Origin of the sequence: Nonomuraea sp. SYSU D8015 (assembly GCF_008065375.1) — a bacterium.
Lineage (GTDB): Bacteria > Actinomycetota > Actinomycetes > Streptosporangiales > Streptosporangiaceae > Nonomuraea.
Genome location: NZ_VJYI01000003.1, coordinates 808819 through 825804, shown reverse-complemented (window position 1 = coordinate 825804; position 16986 = coordinate 808819). Strand labels below are relative to the sequence as shown.

The 16986-nt window shown below is 71.3% G+C and carries 13 protein-coding genes; 4 read left to right on the top strand and 9 right to left on the bottom strand.

Features of this window, described 5'->3' with window-relative positions; genetic code table 11:
• Positions 1–34: 34 nt before the first annotated feature.
• Positions 35–502, bottom strand: coding sequence for an Lrp/AsnC family transcriptional regulator (locus ID574_RS19135; RefSeq protein WP_188190228.1), 468 nt, complete (start codon positions 500–502; stop codon positions 35–37).
• Positions 503–605: 103 nt separating this feature from the next.
• Between ID574_RS19135 and ID574_RS62385 the strand changes: the two genes are divergently transcribed.
• Positions 606–2954: a GH1 family beta-glucosidase gene (locus ID574_RS62385; RefSeq protein ID WP_188190227.1), complete on the top strand. Its 2349-nt coding sequence runs from the start codon at positions 606–608 to the stop codon at positions 2952–2954.
• Positions 2955–3559: 605 nt separating this feature from the next.
• Here the strand turns inward: ID574_RS62385 and ID574_RS19125 are convergent.
• From ID574_RS19125 to ID574_RS61615, 6 genes are all read right to left on the bottom strand, one after another.
• The gene (locus tag ID574_RS19125; RefSeq protein ID WP_188190226.1) at positions 3560–4735 is read right to left on the bottom strand and encodes a hypothetical protein; all 1176 of its coding nucleotides are present in this window, start codon (positions 4733–4735) and stop codon (positions 3560–3562) included.
• A 225-nt stretch (positions 4736–4960) separates the two neighbouring features.
• Positions 4961–6343, bottom strand: coding sequence for a glycoside hydrolase family 16 protein (locus ID574_RS19120; RefSeq protein ID WP_188190225.1), 1383 nt, complete (start codon positions 6341–6343; stop codon positions 4961–4963).
• Between the two features lie 165 nt (positions 6344–6508).
• Positions 6509–7222 (bottom strand): hypothetical protein, encoded by a 714-nt coding sequence (locus tag ID574_RS19115; RefSeq protein WP_188190224.1) that lies wholly within the window; start codon positions 7220–7222, stop codon positions 6509–6511.
• Entirely contained in the window at positions 7219–8088 is an 870-nt protein-coding gene (locus tag ID574_RS19110; RefSeq protein WP_188190223.1) for a hypothetical protein, read from the bottom strand. The genes ID574_RS19115 and ID574_RS19110 overlap by 4 nt, the downstream gene beginning before the upstream one ends.
• 270 nt (positions 8089–8358) lie before the next feature.
• On the bottom strand, positions 8359–9078 hold the full coding sequence (locus ID574_RS61620) for a DUF5941 domain-containing protein (protein WP_188190222.1): 720 nt from the start codon (positions 9076–9078) through the stop codon (positions 8359–8361).
• Positions 9075–10595 carry a CDP-alcohol phosphatidyltransferase family protein gene (locus ID574_RS61615; protein ID WP_188190221.1) on the bottom strand — a complete coding sequence of 507 codons (1521 nt, stop codon included), beginning with the start codon at positions 10593–10595 and terminating at the stop codon, positions 9075–9077. The genes ID574_RS61620 and ID574_RS61615 overlap by 4 nt, the downstream gene beginning before the upstream one ends.
• Positions 10596–10746: 151 nt before the next feature.
• Here ID574_RS61615 and recO point away from each other — a divergent pair, with 151 nt between their 5' ends.
• Complete coding sequence (gene recO / locus ID574_RS19095) at positions 10747–11481, top strand: DNA repair protein RecO (protein ID WP_188190220.1); 735 nt, start codon at positions 10747–10749, stop codon at positions 11479–11481.
• Positions 11478–12251, top strand: a complete 774-nt coding sequence (locus ID574_RS19090; RefSeq protein ID WP_188190219.1) for an isoprenyl transferase — start codon at positions 11478–11480, stop codon at positions 12249–12251. Before recO ends, ID574_RS19090 begins: the two co-directional genes overlap by 4 nt.
• A gap of 106 nt (positions 12252–12357) precedes the next feature.
• Here the strand turns inward: ID574_RS19090 and ID574_RS19085 are convergent, their stop codons facing one another.
• Together ID574_RS19085 and ID574_RS19080 are read right to left on the bottom strand one after the other, a co-directional pair.
• Positions 12358–13830, bottom strand: coding sequence for a class I adenylate-forming enzyme family protein (locus tag ID574_RS19085; protein WP_188190218.1), 1473 nt, complete (start codon positions 13828–13830; stop codon positions 12358–12360).
• Positions 13820–15373, bottom strand: a complete 1554-nt coding sequence (locus ID574_RS19080; RefSeq protein WP_188190217.1) for an NAD(P)-binding domain-containing protein — start codon at positions 15371–15373, stop codon at positions 13820–13822. The genes ID574_RS19085 and ID574_RS19080 overlap by 11 nt, the downstream gene beginning before the upstream one ends.
• 61 nt (positions 15374–15434) lie before the next feature.
• Here ID574_RS19080 and ID574_RS19075 point away from each other — a divergent pair, with 61 nt between their 5' ends.
• Positions 15435–16925: an aromatic amino acid ammonia-lyase gene (locus tag ID574_RS19075; RefSeq protein ID WP_188190216.1), complete on the top strand. Its 1491-nt coding sequence runs from the start codon at positions 15435–15437 to the stop codon at positions 16923–16925.
• Positions 16926–16986 lie beyond the last annotated feature (61 nt).

Below are 16986 nucleotides of genomic sequence, written 5' to 3'. Positions count from 1 at the left end.
ATCCGTTGCGCAGGGTGAGCCGCAGCGGCCCGCATCAGGTGGCGGAACCCGCGCCCACCGCGCCCGGAGGGGCGTCCACCAGCCGCGACAGCACGATGGAGCTCTTGGTCCGCACCACGAACGACTCCGCTGCGATGCGCTCGATCACCCGCTCCACGTGCCGGACGTCCGTGGCCCTGATGTGCAGTAACGCGTCCGCCTCGCCGGTGATCGTGGCCGCCCCCACCACTTCGGGGAACTTGGCCACGGCCAGCGCGATGTCCGACGGTTTGGTCTTGCCCTGGCAGAACAGCTCGACGTACGCCTCGGTCGTCCAGCCGAGCGCCTGCGGCGCCACCCTGGCGCTGAACCCGGTGATCGCCCCGGTCTCACGCAACCGGTCCACCCGCCGCTTGACCGCCGACGCGCTCAGCCCCACCCGGTGGCCGATCTCCGCATAGGTCGCGCGGGCGTCGTCGACGAGCGCCGCGATGATGTCACGATCGAGCCGGTCCAGTTCCACGCGCTCTGTATACCGCCTGGCCAGGCTGGCGCGCGACGAGCGGCGCGCGGGAGACTGGACGTTCTGACGCCGCACGGAGGAATTTCGCCAGATGAGCCCAGAGATGAGCACCGCAACCTTCCCCGAGGGATTCGTGTGGGGAGTGTCGACGTCGGCCTTCCAGATCGAGGGCGCCACCGCCGACGACGGCCGCGGCCCGTCCATTTGGGACACCTTTTCCGCCGACCGCGCCGAGGCGTGCGACCATTACCACCGATATCGCGAAGACGTGCGCCTGATGAAAGACCTGGGAATGGCCGCCTACCGGTTCTCGGTGAGCTGGCCGCGGGTGTTTCCCGACGGATCCGGCAAGGCGAATCCGGCCGGGCTCGACTTTTACGACCGGCTGCTCGACGAGCTGGCCGAGGCGGGGATCACGCCTTATGCGACGCTTTATCACTGGGATCTTCCGCAGGCTCTGGAAGACGCCGGCGGCTGGCCGGTCAGGGACACCGCCCGCCATTTCGCCGATTACGCCGCCGCCGTGTACGACCGGCTGGGAGACCGGGTCGACACCTGGTTCACGTTCAACGAGCCGTGGGTCGCGGCGTTTCTCGGCTACGGCTCCGGCATTCACGCGCCCGGCCGGAAATCGGCCGCCGACGCCTTCCGCGCCGCCCACCATTTACTGCTCGCGCACGGGCTCGGCGCCCAGGCCCTGCGCGCGGCGGGGGCGGCGAAGGTGGGCGCGGTGCTCAACCTCTCGCCCGTCCTGACACCCGCCCAGGTGAGCGACCCCGGCAAGCCGCTGTCGGCCGAGGACGCCGAGGCCGTCGCCAGGATCGACGCCCTGGCCAACCGGCAGTTCCTGGACCCGATGCTGCGCGGCTCGTACCCGTCCGAACTGCTGCCGATCATCGAGCGCACGGCCGGGCTCGGCCACGTGCGCGACGGCGACCTGGAGATCATCGGCCGGCCCGTCGACCTGCTCGGCGTCAACTACTACACGCCCCAGGTCGTGCAGGCGCAGCCCAGCGAGCCCGCCGACGCCGCCTTCCCGGGCAGTGAGGGCGTGCTCTTCTGCACCGTTCCCACGGCGGTCACCGCCATGGGCTGGCCCATCGTCCCCGGCTGCCTGTCCCAGCTGCTGCGCCGCCTGGCCAGGGATTTCCCCGACACCGAGCTGATGATCACCGAGAACGGCGCCGACTTCGTCGACGTGGTCACCGCCGACGGCATCCACGACGTGGAGCGCATCAGCTTCCTGGAGGAGCACCTGCGGGCCGTGCGCGCGGCCGTCGAAGACGGAGCCAAGGTCCGCGGATACCTCGTCTGGACGCTGCTCGACAACCTGGAGTGGTCCGACGGCTACCAGCGTAAGTTCGGCCTCGTCCACGTCGACTTCGCCACCCAGCGGCGGCGGCTCAAGGACAGCGCGCTGTGGTACCGCGACGTCGTCAAGCGCAACGGCCTGACCGAGACCCGCCCGAAGCGGCCGACCCTCGAGACCGTGGCCGCCCGCGCCCGCGTCTCCCGCGCCACGGTCTCGCGCGTGGTCAACGGCGAGGCGTCGGTCAGCCCGGAGGCCCGCGAGGCCGTGCTGCGGGCGGTCAGGGAGCTCGGGTACGTGCCGAACGCGGCCGCCCGCAGCCTGGTCACCCGGCGCACCAACACGGTCGCCCTGGTCCTGTCCGCGCCCCGGCAGGGAGGCGACCAGCTCACCGCGGCCGTCGTCCAGTACGCCGCGAGCATGCTGGAGGGCGCGGGCAAGCAGATCACGCTCATGCTGGCCGACACCGCCGAGAGCCATCGGCGCATCGTCCAGCACCTGGAGGCCGGGTTCGCGGACGGGGTCGTGCTGCTGCCGCCCGACAGGGGCGACGCGCTCACCGAGCGGCTGGCACGTACCGGGGTGCCGGTCGTGCTCCTCGGCAAGCCGGCGATCGCCTCACTGGTGCCGTACGTGGACGTGGACAACACCGGTGGCGCGTACGCCGCGACCCAGCACCTCCTCGGCAGCGGCCGCCGCCGCATCGGCATGATCTGCGGCCCCATGGACCTGGTCGCCACCCAGGACCGCCTGGCCGGCCACCGGAGCGCGCTGGCGGGGGCAGGCCTGCACCCACTGGTGGCGCCCGCCGAGCTCACCCGCGCGTCCGGTGCGGCGGCGGCCCGGCAACTCCTCGGCGACGATCCGGCACTCGACGCGATCTTCGCGGCCACCGACCAGCTCGCCATCGGGGCCCTGCAGGCCGCACGGGAGGCCGGGCGGCGGGTGCCGGAGGACCTGGCGGTCGTGGGCTTCGACGACATCGACGCCGCCTCCGCCACCACGCCCGCGCTCACCACCGTGCGGGTGCCGGTGGCCGACCAGGCGCTGGCGGTGGCGCGGTTGCTGCTGTCCCGGCTGGAGGGCCGGCACACCGAGTCCGTCGTTCTGCCCACCCGCCTCGTGGTCAGGGAATCGTCCTGACGGGCGCGGCAACGGCGAGCGCGTCGTGGGTGAGCGCGTCGTGGGTGAGCGGCGGCATCTGACCGTGCACCAGAGCACTCGCACTGCCTGCCCGCCACCCGGCGGCCTTCAGACGAGCGCCGACTCCACATGAGCGCAACTCCGTCTGGGGCGCGCCCCGTTGGGCGCGCGGCCACTGTGGGCTGCGTTCCGCCTGGGGCGCGTTCCGTGTGCGGCGCGTTCCGTGTGGGGGGCGGTCCGTGTGGGGGCGGTCCGTGTGGGGCACCCGGCTCCACGCGGGCGGGGGGCTTGAGATCCGCGTCGGCTTCACGTGCGCGCCGGCCTCCAGTGGGCGCCGACTCCAGGTGGGGTGCCAGCTCCACGTGGACGGTGTGCTTCAGGTGTGTCTGCTTCACGGAGGCGCGGCTTCACGTGCTTGCATGTCAGCCCGTTCAGCCCTCCGATGGCAAGGGTGCCGGAGCAGCAGGCTGCCGAGCTGTGGAGCCGGGTGCGGCGGCGTGGCTTGCTGCGCGCGTGCGGTGGCGTGAGCTCGGTGGGCCGGTGGTGCGGGGTGAGCGCGGTGTGGCCGGGTGGGTTCGGTGTGACCGGGTGGGTTCGGAGCGTGGTCAGGAGGAGCGGGTGCGGCGGCGGAGGACGATGCGCTCGGCCCAGCTGGCCGCCTCGGGGTCCTTGAGCCCCTCGACGACGCCGCCGAGGTATGCGGTGGCCAGGCTGTCGAAGCCGCTGTCCAGCTGACGCAGGCGGCTGGCCTTGCGGCGGTCCACGGCCTGCAGGTACTGGGCGATGCTCTCCGCGTACCCGGCGTCGTGCTGATAGGCGGCCTGGGCGGCGGCGCAGGCGGCGGCCTCGGCGTCGCGCTTGGCCCGCAGCTCCCGCAGCCGCTGGTCGTTCGGGTTGTGCATCCGCCGGCCCAGGTCGGCGGCGATGAGCGCGGTGGCGATCAGCAGCGCCAGCAGCAGGATCATGGTGGGGAGCTGGCCGACGCCCTCCGACGTGGGGCCGATCTCCTGTCCGTCCACGATCAGCGGCTTGACCAGGGCGTCCCGGCGCAGCACGGCCACGGCGACGATGAGGCCGAGCCACACGAGGGCCACGCCGATCAGCAGCCAGCGCCCCTTGGCCGAGCTGCCGTGCTCCTGCCAGGACCGGAAGGCCCTGCCGTACATGTGCGGCGCCACCAGCATGATCAGCGCCGCTCCCGCGGCCAGCAGCGCGGTCATCGCCACGCTGTCGCCCCAGCTCAGGATCACCTGGTAGAGGATCGGGACCTCGACGATCAGCAGGAGCAGCAGCAGGAGCGCGGCGGGCAGCCAGCGGCGGATGACCGGCCAGCGGCTGCCGGAGATCGCGATCGAGCTGGGCCGGCCGTCACCGGGCCGCCGGCTCGGCTGCTCCAGCTCCGTGACACGGCGCTGGCTGTCCTCCAGCGCCTTGCGCGCCTCCCCGAACGCGCGCTGCGACTCCGACAGCCTGATCTTCTGCGCCTCGAACTCGGCCCGCGCCCGCTGGAGCTCCTGCTCGGTGCGATCCTCGAGCTCGGCCAGCTCGGCCAGCCGCTCGTCCTCCAGCTCGTGGAAGCGCGGCACGCTGCCCGTTTGGAGCGTGAGCGTGTCGATCTGACCCTCGGTGGCGTGTGCCCGGCCCAGCTCACGCTCCTCGCGGCGGCGGCGCGGCCAGTCGGGGAGGCGGTAGAGGTCGCCGTCGTACGCGACGGCGGGCGTGATGCGGGTGACCTGGCCAGGCTCGGGGGATTCGTGCTGCTTGCGGCGTAAGAAACGCATCGGGCCTCCAACGAGGGTCCTGCCTTCGATGCTAGCCGCGGGGATGTGGGATCGCGGGCCGTGGGGAACATGGGCATGGCGAGCGAACTGCCGGTCATCGATGCCTCGCCTCTCCTCACCGACGTGCCGGCCTCCGGGAAGCCAGGCGTCCCGGCCTCTGGGAAGCCAGGTGTCCGGGCCTCCGCGAAGCCGGGCGTCCCGGACTTCCGTTACGGACGATGGGCCTCAGGAGCTCGAGAACGTGAACCAGTTGACGTTGACGAAATCGGCCGGCTGACCGCTGCTGAAGGTCAGATAGACCGTGTGCGTCCCGGTGACGCCCGAGATGTTGGCGGGCACCGTGCGCCAGCTCTGCCATCCGCCCGTGTTGGCGATCGCGAAGTCGCCGATGGGCGTGGCCGTGGGGCTGTCCAGCCGCACCTGCACGAGCCCGCTCACGCCGGCGGCCGCCCCTGAGGCCACCCTCGCCCTGAACTGCCTGGCCGGCTCCGTGCCGAAGGTGACCCCGTCGTAGCGCAGCCAGTCGCCGTTGGAGATGGCGCCGACGTTCTGCCCGCCGCCCGTGTCGGTGGTCGTCTCGACCATGGTGCCCGACTGGGCCTGGTAGCGCTCGGCCTGGATGGTGGAGCGGGCGTCGACGGAGCCCGGCGGGTCGGTCGGGCCGGTGGTGCCGCTCTGCCAGACCGCCACGTAGTCCACGACCATGGGACGGCCGGGCACGGTCGCCGCCGTCGGCGTCTGGCCGCCGAGCGCGTTCGGGAACGCCCCGCCCATCGCCACGTTGAGCAGCAGGAAGTAGCCGGCGTGGCCGGTCATGTTGTTCCACGTCGTGGCGTCGAACTGGGATTGGCTCACGCTGTGGAACTGCTGCCCGTCCACGTACCAGCGCAGCTGATTGGGGCTCACGCTGCGGTCCCACTCGAAGCGGTAGGTGTGGAAGGCCGACTGGCAGGTGGAGCCGGGGCAGGCGCGGCTCGCGCCGAGGCCGGTGGTCTCGTTGCACGGCCCGCCCGGGTTGACGCCGCAGTGGAGCACGCCCCAGACGGAGTTGATGCCGTTGACGTTCTCCATGATGTCGAACTCGCCGATGCCCGGCCAGTTCCAGTAGTTCCCCCGGTAAGGCGACCCGAGCGCCCAGAACGCCGGCCAGTAGCCGAGCGCGGCGTCGCCGGTCACGTTCGGCATCTGGATGCGGCCCTCGATGCGCAGGATGCGCCCGTCGGCGGGCTTGAAGTCGGCCCGCCTGGTCTCGATCCTGGCCGACGTCCACTCGCCCGAGCCGCTGCGCAGGGGCGTGATGCGCAGGTTGCCGGAGCCGTCGAGGCTGAGGTTGGCGGTGCTGGAGGTGTAGTTCTGGACTTCGCCGGTGCCCCAGTTGGCCGGGCCGCCGGGGTACGAGTGTCCGGTATCGATGATCCAGTTGGCGGAGGAGGGCAGCGTGCCGGCGGCGCCGTTGAAGTCGTCGGACCAGACCAGCGACCAGCCGGACGGGGTGGGCGGGACGGCGGCCGAGGCGCTGACGGCCGCTTGGACGAGCAGCCCGGCGACTGCCGCGAGCGCCGCGGCGACGGCCGCCAGGCGGCGTCGATGCCTGTTCGCTGTTGTCATCGTCGCTCCGTGGGGGGTGCGGGAGGCGGATGGAGGTTAAGAGAGCGCTCTCTCAGCAGATATGAACACGGACTTAACTCGCTGTCAATATTCCGTACGAGTGCTCACTGATAGGGGTGCGATGGCGGTACGCGAGCTTGGAGAGCGCTCTCAGGTTCGATGCCGCTAGAGCAGGTCGACCGTGGTCGCCCCCGCCGACTCGAACGCCTCCCGCCAGAAGCTCTCCAGCAGGGGGAACCGCTCAGGGCTCGATGTCTTCTCCCGCAGGAAGCCATGGACGACCACCGAATAGCCAGACATGTCGGGCAGCAGCCTCGCGTCCCGAAGCTCTTTGATCTTCTGCTGGCGGGCGGCCTCGCTCAGGTCCAGCTTGTTGATGTTGAGGTCGCCCCGGTTGTTGATGAGATCGCTGAACACGATGATCTGGTGCGCCTTCTCCGGCTGGCGCTGGGCGCTGAGCTGCTTGACCAGGTAGCGCAGGGCGCCCAGCACGTCCGAGCCCTCGCCCTCCGCCGGGCAGTCGAACAGCCGCACCGCCCGGGGCACCACCTGAGTGATGCGATGCGCTCTGACGCGGTCCTCGACGACCGGGTTCTCGTTCGGGTTCTCGGCGCGGGTGGCGGCGATGGGCACCGGGTCCTGGCGACACGTGCTGCTCTCGGAGGCTCCCGTGACGGCCGCGAAGGCGATCCAGTCGCAGGACTGGGCGAAGGCGGGCAGCTTGGAGGTGACGTCGTTCCTGGAGGTGGCGGGCTCGGCGTAACTGGTCGAGTCCACGATCACGCCGCATATGCCGCGCGCCTCCGTGCCGCAGCCGGCCACACCGGCGACGAGGAGCAGCAACGCCACCAAGCCCGCCGATGACCGCCGCCCGCTCACACGTCCTCCTGCCCGGTGCCGTCGCCGTCCTGGGCGGGCCGGTGGTCCGGCGCGTCCTCAGGGGCGCGGTTTTCTGAAGCCTCCGGCTCCTGGCCGCGGGAGAGCTGGCGGCGGTGCGGCTCACCGGTCAGCTCGCGTGGCATGACCTCGGCCCGCCACACCTCGATGCGGTGCTCGACCTCACGCAGGATCCGCCCGATCTCCTCCCGCCCCGAGATCGCCGTCGCCGTCTCACCCGTCGGCTCCATCGCGATGACCTCGCCCTTCCACAGGGACGGGACCTCCTCCTTGCGCGGATGCGCCTGCAGCACGCCGCCCTTGTACGCGGCGATGAGCTGCTCGGCCCGGGCGTGCACGGCCTCCACCTCGTGGTCGCGCTCGATCAGCGCGCTCTCCCACTCCTGGGTGAGGTGCTCGATGAGCGCCCGCGCCCGCTGCACGCTGGCGTTGGCCTCCTCCACCACGACCCGCCGCCGCGCCTCCGCCCGCCGCGCCCTGGCCTCCGCGATCGAGATGAACGCGTCCACCGGCCGCTCGTCCTGGCCGGCCGCGCTCTCGTGCCCGTTCGCGTACGCCGCAGGCGGCTCCGGCCGCGTGTCACTCCTGCCTAACTCCCGCAGGATCTGCTCCCGAGCCCCGGCCGCCCGCTCCAGCAAGGCCGTACGGGTGGCCGCCAGCCGCCGGTCGACCTCGGTGATCTGCTCGCGGGCCCGGGCCCGGATCTCCGTCACGTACGCGGGCTGGAAGTCCGGATCGGTGAACTCGCCCAAGGGGTGCTGCCGGGCGTCCCGCATCCCCTGCCGGCGCGCCTCCTCACGATCGGCCAGCGGATCGCCCCGCTTGAACAGCCGCGACAAGAACGCCATCCGCGTCTCCTGGAGTGGTCCTTGGCCCCCAGACTAAGCGCTCACTCCGCGACGTGCCGGGTCGGTTGACGGCATAGGACGAATCCGGCTTCCGTCCGACCACGGCACCGGGCCCACGTTGCGTCGTAACGGCGGCCCGCCGGTGAAGGGGTCAGACGGCGTCTCCCTGGAGGGCCATCAGCCACGTGCGGCGTTTGGGGTTCGGCGGCCCGCCGTAACAGATGAAAAGGAACGGCGCCGCACGAGACGTGCGGCGCCGAAGATGATGGGTCAGCCCTTCTCCGCCTCACCTGTGGCTTGTTCGAGAGCGTCTTCGGGGGAGGCCTCCAGGTCCTGCTCGGCGTCGGCGCCCGCCTGGGCGGAGGCCTTGTCGAGGCGGACCCAGCTCGTCACGCTCTCCACCGCGAACAGCACGAACAGGTAAGCCGTCAGCACCGCCAGCACGGGCGTCACGATGCCGAGCGCCGCCCCCACGCCGATGATCAGCAGGCGCAGCTCCCAGCCGAGCCCAGCCCGGAACACCCAGGCAGGCGGCCAGATGCTCTGCCGCGTCCGGTAGACGGTGTCGTAGGTGTGGTAGCCCACGACGTAGACCAGCACGAACAGCAGCCACTTCGGCGCGTCGGCGGCCAGGCCGATCGCGATCACGGCGAGGAACTCGGTGCCGCGCAGCAGCGGCGGCGTGAGCCAGTCGAAGCGGCCCAGGTGGTCGCGCGGCGCCGTGGGCAGGATGAGCAGCAGGGCGAGCGCCACGGGCACGAGCAGCATCGGGCCGCGCTGAGGCAGCCCCACGACCGTGACGACGGCCACGGCGAGGAGGGCGGCGAGCGTGGCGGGCACGGGCGGCAGGCCGCCGCCCAGCCGGCCGGCCAGCGCGCCGGCGAGGGGGCCGTCGTCGCGGTAGGCGAGCAGGCGGGCGGTTTGGATGCGCCGGCGCTCCTCGTCGGGGTCCGGCGTGGGGGTGGCCATGGCCTGCGGTTGGGTGATCATGATACGAGCGACCTCATCAGGCGTCCGGTGAGAGTGTAGGCGGCGGCGACGGAGCCCCAGATCACCAGCGTCAGGAAGGTGATCCGGGCGTCGAAGAGGGCGGCGGTGATCGCGATGGCCGCGAACCGCTCGCCGATGGGGAACACGATCATCTTGCGCGCCCAGTGGACGGCGCGGAACTTGCCGGCCTTGGTCCACATCTTGAGCACACCGCGCAGGCCCTGGCTGCGCTCGACCTTGCGGCGGGTCAGCGCCGCGCGCAGCTGGCGGTCGTCGGGCGCGTTCAGCGGCAGCGTGGGCAGCTGGGCGGGCGGCTTGCGGCGGTTTGCGACGCCGAAGGAGAAGTCGAGCAGGTGGCGCACCGACTGCAGGCTGAGCGCGGCCAGCGCCAGGATCCAGATGTCCTCGCCGTTGCCGGCGATCACGTAGCCGACGGCCAGGCCGGCGAAGACCACGTATTCCTTGAACCGGTCGAACGTGGCGTCCAGCCAGGCCCCCAGCACGCCGAACTTGCGGGCGTAGCGGGCGACCTGCCCGTCGACGCAGTCGAAGACGAACGCGAAGTAGATCAGCACCCCGCCCAGCACCATGAACGGGCGGTCGCCCGTGGCGAAGCAGGCCGCCGCGGCCACGCCCAGCGCGATCGAGATCAGCGTCACCTGGTTGGGCGTCAGCCCGCGCCGGGCCGCCCAGCGGGCGATGAAGCGGGAGTAGGTGGAGACGAAGAACGTGGTGAAGAAGCCGTCGGCGCCCTTGACCGCGTTGTTGAGCCGGGCGCGGTCTTCGTCCATGGCGGCCATCTCGGCGCCGGCCTCGTTGACCTCCTCCTGGGTGGTGACCCGGCGGTAGAACAGGTCGCGGCGGCCGCGGATGCCGACCGACACCCCGTTGCGCACCAGGCCGAACACGACCAGTTGCACGAGGTCGTCGTCCGGGCCGAACGTGTGGGCCAGGGCGGCCAGCTGCCGGCAGGTCTCCGCCAGCACGGGAGCGTTGCGGACGCTGATGTGCAGCGGGCCGAGCATGACCGCGTTGGGCCTGGTCACGGCATGGGTCGCGGTGCCCACCGACACCACGCGCGACTTGCCGACACGGGAGCGCACGGGCAGCCCCTCGACGGAGCTGAGGCCGATCTCCGGCTCGGCCTCGTCGATCGGGACGCTGTCCTCCTGAGCCTGGGCCTCCTCCTCCGTCATCTCCGGACGAGGCTCCTTCGCCACGAGCGCCAGCGCACCGCGTTTGGTCTTGGTGATCTGGTAGATCAGCTCGTCGTGGACGACGGAGTTCTCAGGGATGATGAGCAGGCTCTCCGTTGCGGACTCCGCGACGTCGGCCAGGGACCGCAGGGCGGCGGCCACGTCGTCGGAGGCGATGACGGCCGGCCGTGGGTCGAGGGAAATGAGCTGGCTGCGCAGTCGCTCGCCGACGGTGGGATTGCCGGGCAGCGCGGCCAGCCTCAGGCCGGTCGGAGAGGTGTCGGGGCCGGGTGAGGGGCCCAGCAGGACCACGCGGGTCATGACTCCCTTTCGAGACGGTATCGGGGGGTTGAACAACGGGTAATGCGGGGACAGACGTCAAAGTCTAGTGAGGATCACGCAAAGTCGCGTCACCAGAGCATGCCCGTAACGCCGGGCCCGCCGGTATAGAGCCCGGCCGTAAGATGTCCTAGTGAGTCTCTACCGTGACGAAGGCGTAGTTCTGCGTACGCAGAAGCTCGGCGAGGCCGACCGCATCGTCACCGTCCTGGCCAAACGCACCGGCAAGATCCGCGCCGTCGCGAAGGGCGTGCGCAGGACCACCTCGCGCTTCGGGGCCAGGCTGGAGCCGTTCACCCACGTCGACCTGCAGCTCCACACGGGCCGCACGCTCGACGTCGTCACGCAGGCGGAGACCGTCAGGCCCTACGGCGAGGTCCTGGCCGCCGACTACCCCCGCTACACCGCCGGCACCGCGATGCTCGAGACGGCCGACCGGCTGACGCACGGGGAGAAGGAGCCGGCGCTGCGGCAGTTCCTGCTGCTGGTGGGCGGGCTGCGCACGCTCGCCGACCGGGCGCACGAGCCCAGGCTGGTGCTGGACGCCTATTTCCTGCGCTCGCTGGCCGTGGCCGGCTACGCGCCGGCGCTGGAGGCGTGCGCCAAGTGCCAGGCACCGGCGATCAGGGCGTTCGCCATCGTCGCGGGGGGTGTGGTGTGCGGGGCGTGCAAGCCGGCCGGCGCGGCCGTGCCGGCCGGGGAGACGATCGGGCTCATGACGGCGCTGCTGCGCGGCGACTGGGTCGCCGCCGACGCCTCCGACCCGCGTCATCGCAACGAGTGCAGCGGCCTGGTCGCCGCGTATCTGCAATGGCACCTCGAACACGGAATACGCTCTCTGCGACACGTTGAAAGGGAGCCCGTGTGAACGTACGACCTCCGTCCCCGCATCCGTCCGGCGCGACGCCGCCGCCGATCCCGCGTGAGCTGGTGCCCCGGCACGTGGCCATCGTCATGGACGGCAACGGCCGCTGGGCCAAGGCGCGCGGCCTGCCGCGCACCGAGGGACACAAAGCGGGCGAGTCCTCGCTGTTCGACGTCATCGAGGGGGCGCTCGAGCTGGGCATCCCCTATCTCAGCGCGTACGCCTTCTCCACGGAAAACTGGAAGCGCTCGCCCGACGAGGTGCGCTTCCTCATGGGCTTCAACCGCGACGTGATCAGGCGGCGGCGCGACGAGCTCAACGCGATGGGCGTGCGCGTGCGCTGGGCGGGCCGGCCGGGCCGGCTGTGGAAGAGCGTCATCTCCGAGCTGCAGACCGCCGAGGAGATGACCGTCCGCAACACCAAGCTGACCCTGCAGTTCTGCGTCAACTACGGCGGGCAGGCCGAGATCGTCGAGGCCGCGCTCAAGCTGGCCCAGGACATCGCGGCGGGCCGGGTCAAGCCGGGCAAGGTCAACGAGAAGGTGTTCGCCCGCTACCTGGACGAGCCCGAGATCCCCGAGGTCGACCTGTTCGTGCGGTCGTCGGGGGAGCAGCGGTTCTCCAACTTCCTGCTGTGGCAGTCGGCCTACGCCGAGATGGTGTTCCTCGACCGGCTGTGGCCGGACTTCGACCGCCGCGACCTGTGGGAGGCGTGCGAGATCTACGCCAAGCGCGACCGGCGCTACGGCGGGGCGATCCCCAACCACGTCTGACCGGCCACACCTTCCCGCCGTGCCCACCACTGCCCCCCGGCTCGATGCGCGGGCGGGCCGGCGGATCGATGGCAGAGGCGTTGTCACCTGGTCGGCGGGCGGACGGTCACCGTGGGAGAGCCGTCTTCGGCGCGGCCATCAGAAGGCGCTTGTCCGGTTTGCCGTTCGGCCCCAGCGGCGCCTCGTCGATGACGGTGATCGTCGCCGGTACGCAGGCGGCACCGAGCCGCTCCCTGACCAGCGTTGGCAGCGAACCGAGGTCGGGGGCACGGCCCGCCACCGGCACCACGAAGGCGTGCGCCGCCTCGCCGGTGTCCTCGTCCGGTGCGCCGACCACGTATGCCTCCGCGATGTCAGGCGAGGTGGCCAGGACTCGCTCGATCGGGCCGGCGTAGTAGAGGTTCGCGTTGACGATGATGACGTCCCGCGTGCGCCCGACCAGGTACAGTCGCCCGTCCTCGTCGAAGTGGCCCAGGTCCCGGGTGCGCACCCACCCGTCGACGAACACCTCCGCGGTCTCCGCCGGCTCGGCCCAATACCCGATGGCCTGCGCGGGTGTGCGGACGTACAGCTCGCCGTCGACACCGGCCGGGACCGGCCTGCCGGCCGCGTCCCGGATCACGACGTCGACGACGTCGGGGGGGAACCCGACCGAGGGAGGGACATCCGACGGCGTGGCCATGGAGATCGTGCCGGTCTCGCTCTGCCCGTAGCCCTGGAACACGACCGGGCCGAGCACGTCGAGCGCCTCGCGGAGGCGGGACGCCTCCAGCGGCGACCCGGATACCATGAGCGCCCGCAGGCTGCTCAGGTCGGCCGGGGCGCGCCGCTGGGCGGCGAGGAGTTTGTACAGGCGGGGCACGGTGATGACGCTGGCGGTCGCCCGATATCGGGTGATCGCGTCGGGGAACGCCGGCGGGTCGGCGACGACCATGGTCCCGCCCGCGGCGAGCGTGAGGACGCCGTACTCCATCATCACCTGGCTGCTCAGCGACCCGAACACGAGATAGCGTTCCAGCCGGGACGCCAGTTCGCGGATCGCCGGCGGCCACGCCGCCGGCCGGGCCGTCCACGCCGCGTTCATGGCGGCGTAGGTCTGCGCACAGGCCTTCGGCGTGCCGGTGCTGCCGCTGGTGTAGACGAGCCGGGCCACGTCGTGGGGCCGGCCGGACAGGTGCGGCTGACCGCCCTCGTCGGCTGCGGCCCGCAGCTCGGAGACGGTCAGCGTGCGCGGCGCGTGCTCCGGCCCGGTGCCCGCGTCGGTCACGACCGCGGCGACGTCCTGGCGGAGCACGTGGCGCAGCTGGCTGTCGGAAAGCCCGGGCCGCACCCCGACGACTCGGGCTCCCACGACGTAACCGGCGATCATCGCGGCGAACGCCTCCGGGGTGACGCCGAGCATCATGGCGAGGCCGTCCCCGGGCCCGATGGCCGCCGCGCGCAGCCCGGCCGCGAACCGCCGGACGAGGCCGAGCATCTGCGCGCCGGTGACGGTACGGGTACCGTGCTCGAAAACGGGCCGGTTCCCGGCCGCGGCCAGGAGGTCCAGAACGGACCGCGGGTACGGCTCAGCCGGCATCGGCAAGGCATTCCTTGAGGAAGACGGCCAACGGCTGCTGATGCACCGTGGGCAGGTCCCACCGGTTGTCCAGGTTCTCCGCGAGGTGGTGGACGCCGGCCGGCGCGCCGTCGCGGTAGTGCCGCACCACCGGGTGCAGATAGCTCGCGTCGTGGGCGTTGGCGGCGTCGTTCTCCGCGACCCGGGGGACCGAGATGTCGAACGGATCGACGGTGTCGTGATCCGGTCCGTACTCCAGGGTGATGACGAACCTGTGCGGGGCCTGGCCGAGCCCGCCGTCGGTGGCGTACGCCACCGGGACCTCCTGCTGGTACAGCGCGGTGGCGCCGGTCACGGTGACCACGTCGCCGAGCACGCCGAACTGCTGCCACAGCGCCGAAGAGCTGTTGACCCGGGCGATGATCGCATCGCTGATCGCGTCCGGCGTCGGCTCGACGTCATCGGCCGGCCAGGGCTCACCGTGGTAACGGGTGGCCAGGATCCGGTGGAGCGCACGCACCCCGTACCGGAAGCCGTGGATGAACCCGCTGGTGCCCTTCTTGAAATCGCGTTGCTGGGTGATCGTGCCGGCGAAGAACAAGCCGGGCACGGTGGTCGACTCGTACGCCGACGTCTGCTCGGGAAAACGGTCGTTGATGACCAGCGCGGGCCGGCAACCGTCGTCGAACGCCGAGGCGTCGAACCGGAAACCGGTGCACACGATCACCCGGTCGTAGAACAGTTCGCGCAACGCCTCCACGGTACGGGCGTAGCGGAACATCACCCGGTAGCGGCCGTCGTCACGGCGTTCGATGCTCTCTACCGTGCCGTCGAGGACCGAGTTCTGGGACTTCAGCTGGTAGGTGTCGAGGAAATTGTTGTTCACCGCGCGCAGGTGCCCGACGTAGTGCGACTGCCAGGCCATCTTGACCGAGTGCGGCCCGGCGACGTGGATGACCGCGGCCTTCTCCATGAGCGCCTCGGCGGTCTCGAACCCCGAGTTGCCCTTGCCGATCACCAGGACCTGCTGGTCGACGAAGGACGCCGGGTCGGTCTCGAACGTGTCGTAGCGTTCCGCGGTCTCGATGCCGGGGATCGGCGGGATGTACATCTGGGAGACGCCGGTGGCCACGATCAATCGCCGGCCCCGCCATGAGCGTCCGCCGCGGTCGGTGGCGATGAACCCGTCGTCGTCCCGGCTGATCCGGACGACGTCGGTGTCGTAGCGCACCCGGACGCCGGTCGCCGACGCGAAGTCGGACAGATAACGCACGAGATCGTCGGCCTGCGGGAAGTACCGCTCGCTGTACCGGGTGAACAGCAGCTCAGGGTCGTCGCTCAGCAACGAGTTCCAGTCCATCCGCAGCCGCCGCTCCGGGTCCTCGTACCCGGTGTGCACCTTGTTGATGGAGATCAGCTGGCGGTGCCGCGGGAACCGGGTGAAGAAGGTGCCCGGCCCGGCTCCGCGCTCCAGGACGACATAGTCATGACCGCTACGTTCCAGCAATGCGGCGAGTTGCAGCCCGGCCGGCCCGGCCCCGATGATCACGTAGTCATGCGCCATGATCCCGAAGCTATGGAGGAATTCTCAGAGGTTTCTGAGAATTCGCTTCTATGGTCCAGGCATGCCTGCCGTCGAAGGCTCCATCAGCCTCAGCGCCCCGCTGTGCCCCGCCGATCTGCACCGCGCCGCGACGCCGGTGTCCGTTCTAATCGACGAGGACGTCCGCAGCCGCGTCGAGCGCGGCCGTGACTTCCTCCGTGGCGTGCTGAGGGAGGAGGAACGCCCGGTCTACGGCACGACCACCGGATTCGGCGCCTTGGTCGGATTCCCCGGCAGGGACGAGGAGGCGGACCAGTGCGACAACACCCTGGCCCACCTCGGTGCCGGGCAGGGGCCGGATCTGCCCCTTGACGTGAGCCGGGCCGCGATTCTCGTGCGGGTGTGGTCCCTCGCGCAGGGGGTGTCCGGGGTTTCGGCACATGTGATCGACGGGCTCGCCGCGATGTTGGCGACGACGTTCGTGCCGGCGATCCCACGCTACGGTTCTGTCGGCGCGAGCGGCGACCTGATCCCGCTCGCCTACGCCACCCAGGCCCTGCGCGGCCGGGGACAGGCGTATGTCGACGGCCGGCGGATGCCCGCCGCCGAGGCGCTCCACCAGGCCGGGCTGATGCCGTTGGCCCTCGATGGCCGGGACGCGCTCGCGCTGGTCAACGGCACCTCCCTCACCACCGCCGCGACCGCCCTGGCCCTGGACGGCATCCGGTCCTCCCATCGCGCGATGCAGGCGCTCACCTGTCTGCTGGTCGATACGCTCGGCTGCGACCCGGGCTTCCTCGACCCGCGCCTCCTCGACGCCTATGGCCATCGTGGCGCGGCCGACGTCGCCGACGGCATGCGCAAGACCCTTGCCGGGATCAGCCCGTCCGGCACACGTGCGCTGCAGGAGCCGTACAGCATCCGCTGCTCCCCGCAACTGCTGGGCGCCGCCGAGGACGCACTGCGGTACGTCGACGGCGTCGTCGAGGCCGATCTGTCCAGCGTCAGCGACAACCCGTTGTTCTTCCCCGAGGACGACCTGGTCCTGCATGGCGGCAACTTCTTCGGGCAGCCTGCCGCGTTCGCCTCCGACGTCCTGGCAATGGTCACCGCGCAGCTCGGCAACCTCGCCGAGCGTCAGCTGGACCTCCTCGTCGACCCGGCCCGCAACGGTGGCCTGCCGCCCATGCTCGCCGCCGGGCCCGGCCGCCAACACGGGATGCAGGGGGTTCAACTCGCCACGACCGCGTTCGTCGCCGAGATCCGCCGCGCCGCCGTGCCGGCCGGCATGCAGAGCCTGCCGACCAACCTGCACAACCAGGACGTCGTGCCGTTCGGCACCCAGGCCGCCCTCCGCGCCTACGACATGGCCGCCCTGCTGCGCCTGCTCTGCGGTTCGCTGGCGCTGGGGCTGCGGCAGGCGGTGCACGTCGGCGCGCGCCGCCCCACGGCCCCGGGCTGTGCGGCGCTCCTCGACGCCCTGGTCGAGGCGATCCCTCCGGTCGATCCCGACCGCTCGTTGGACACCGATGTCCGCAAGGCCGCCGAGCTGCTCACCGCAGTACTCCCCTGAAGTCCGTGCCCACGCCGTGGCGGTCGGTGACCGCCACGGCGTGGACAGCTCAGGGTCGAGC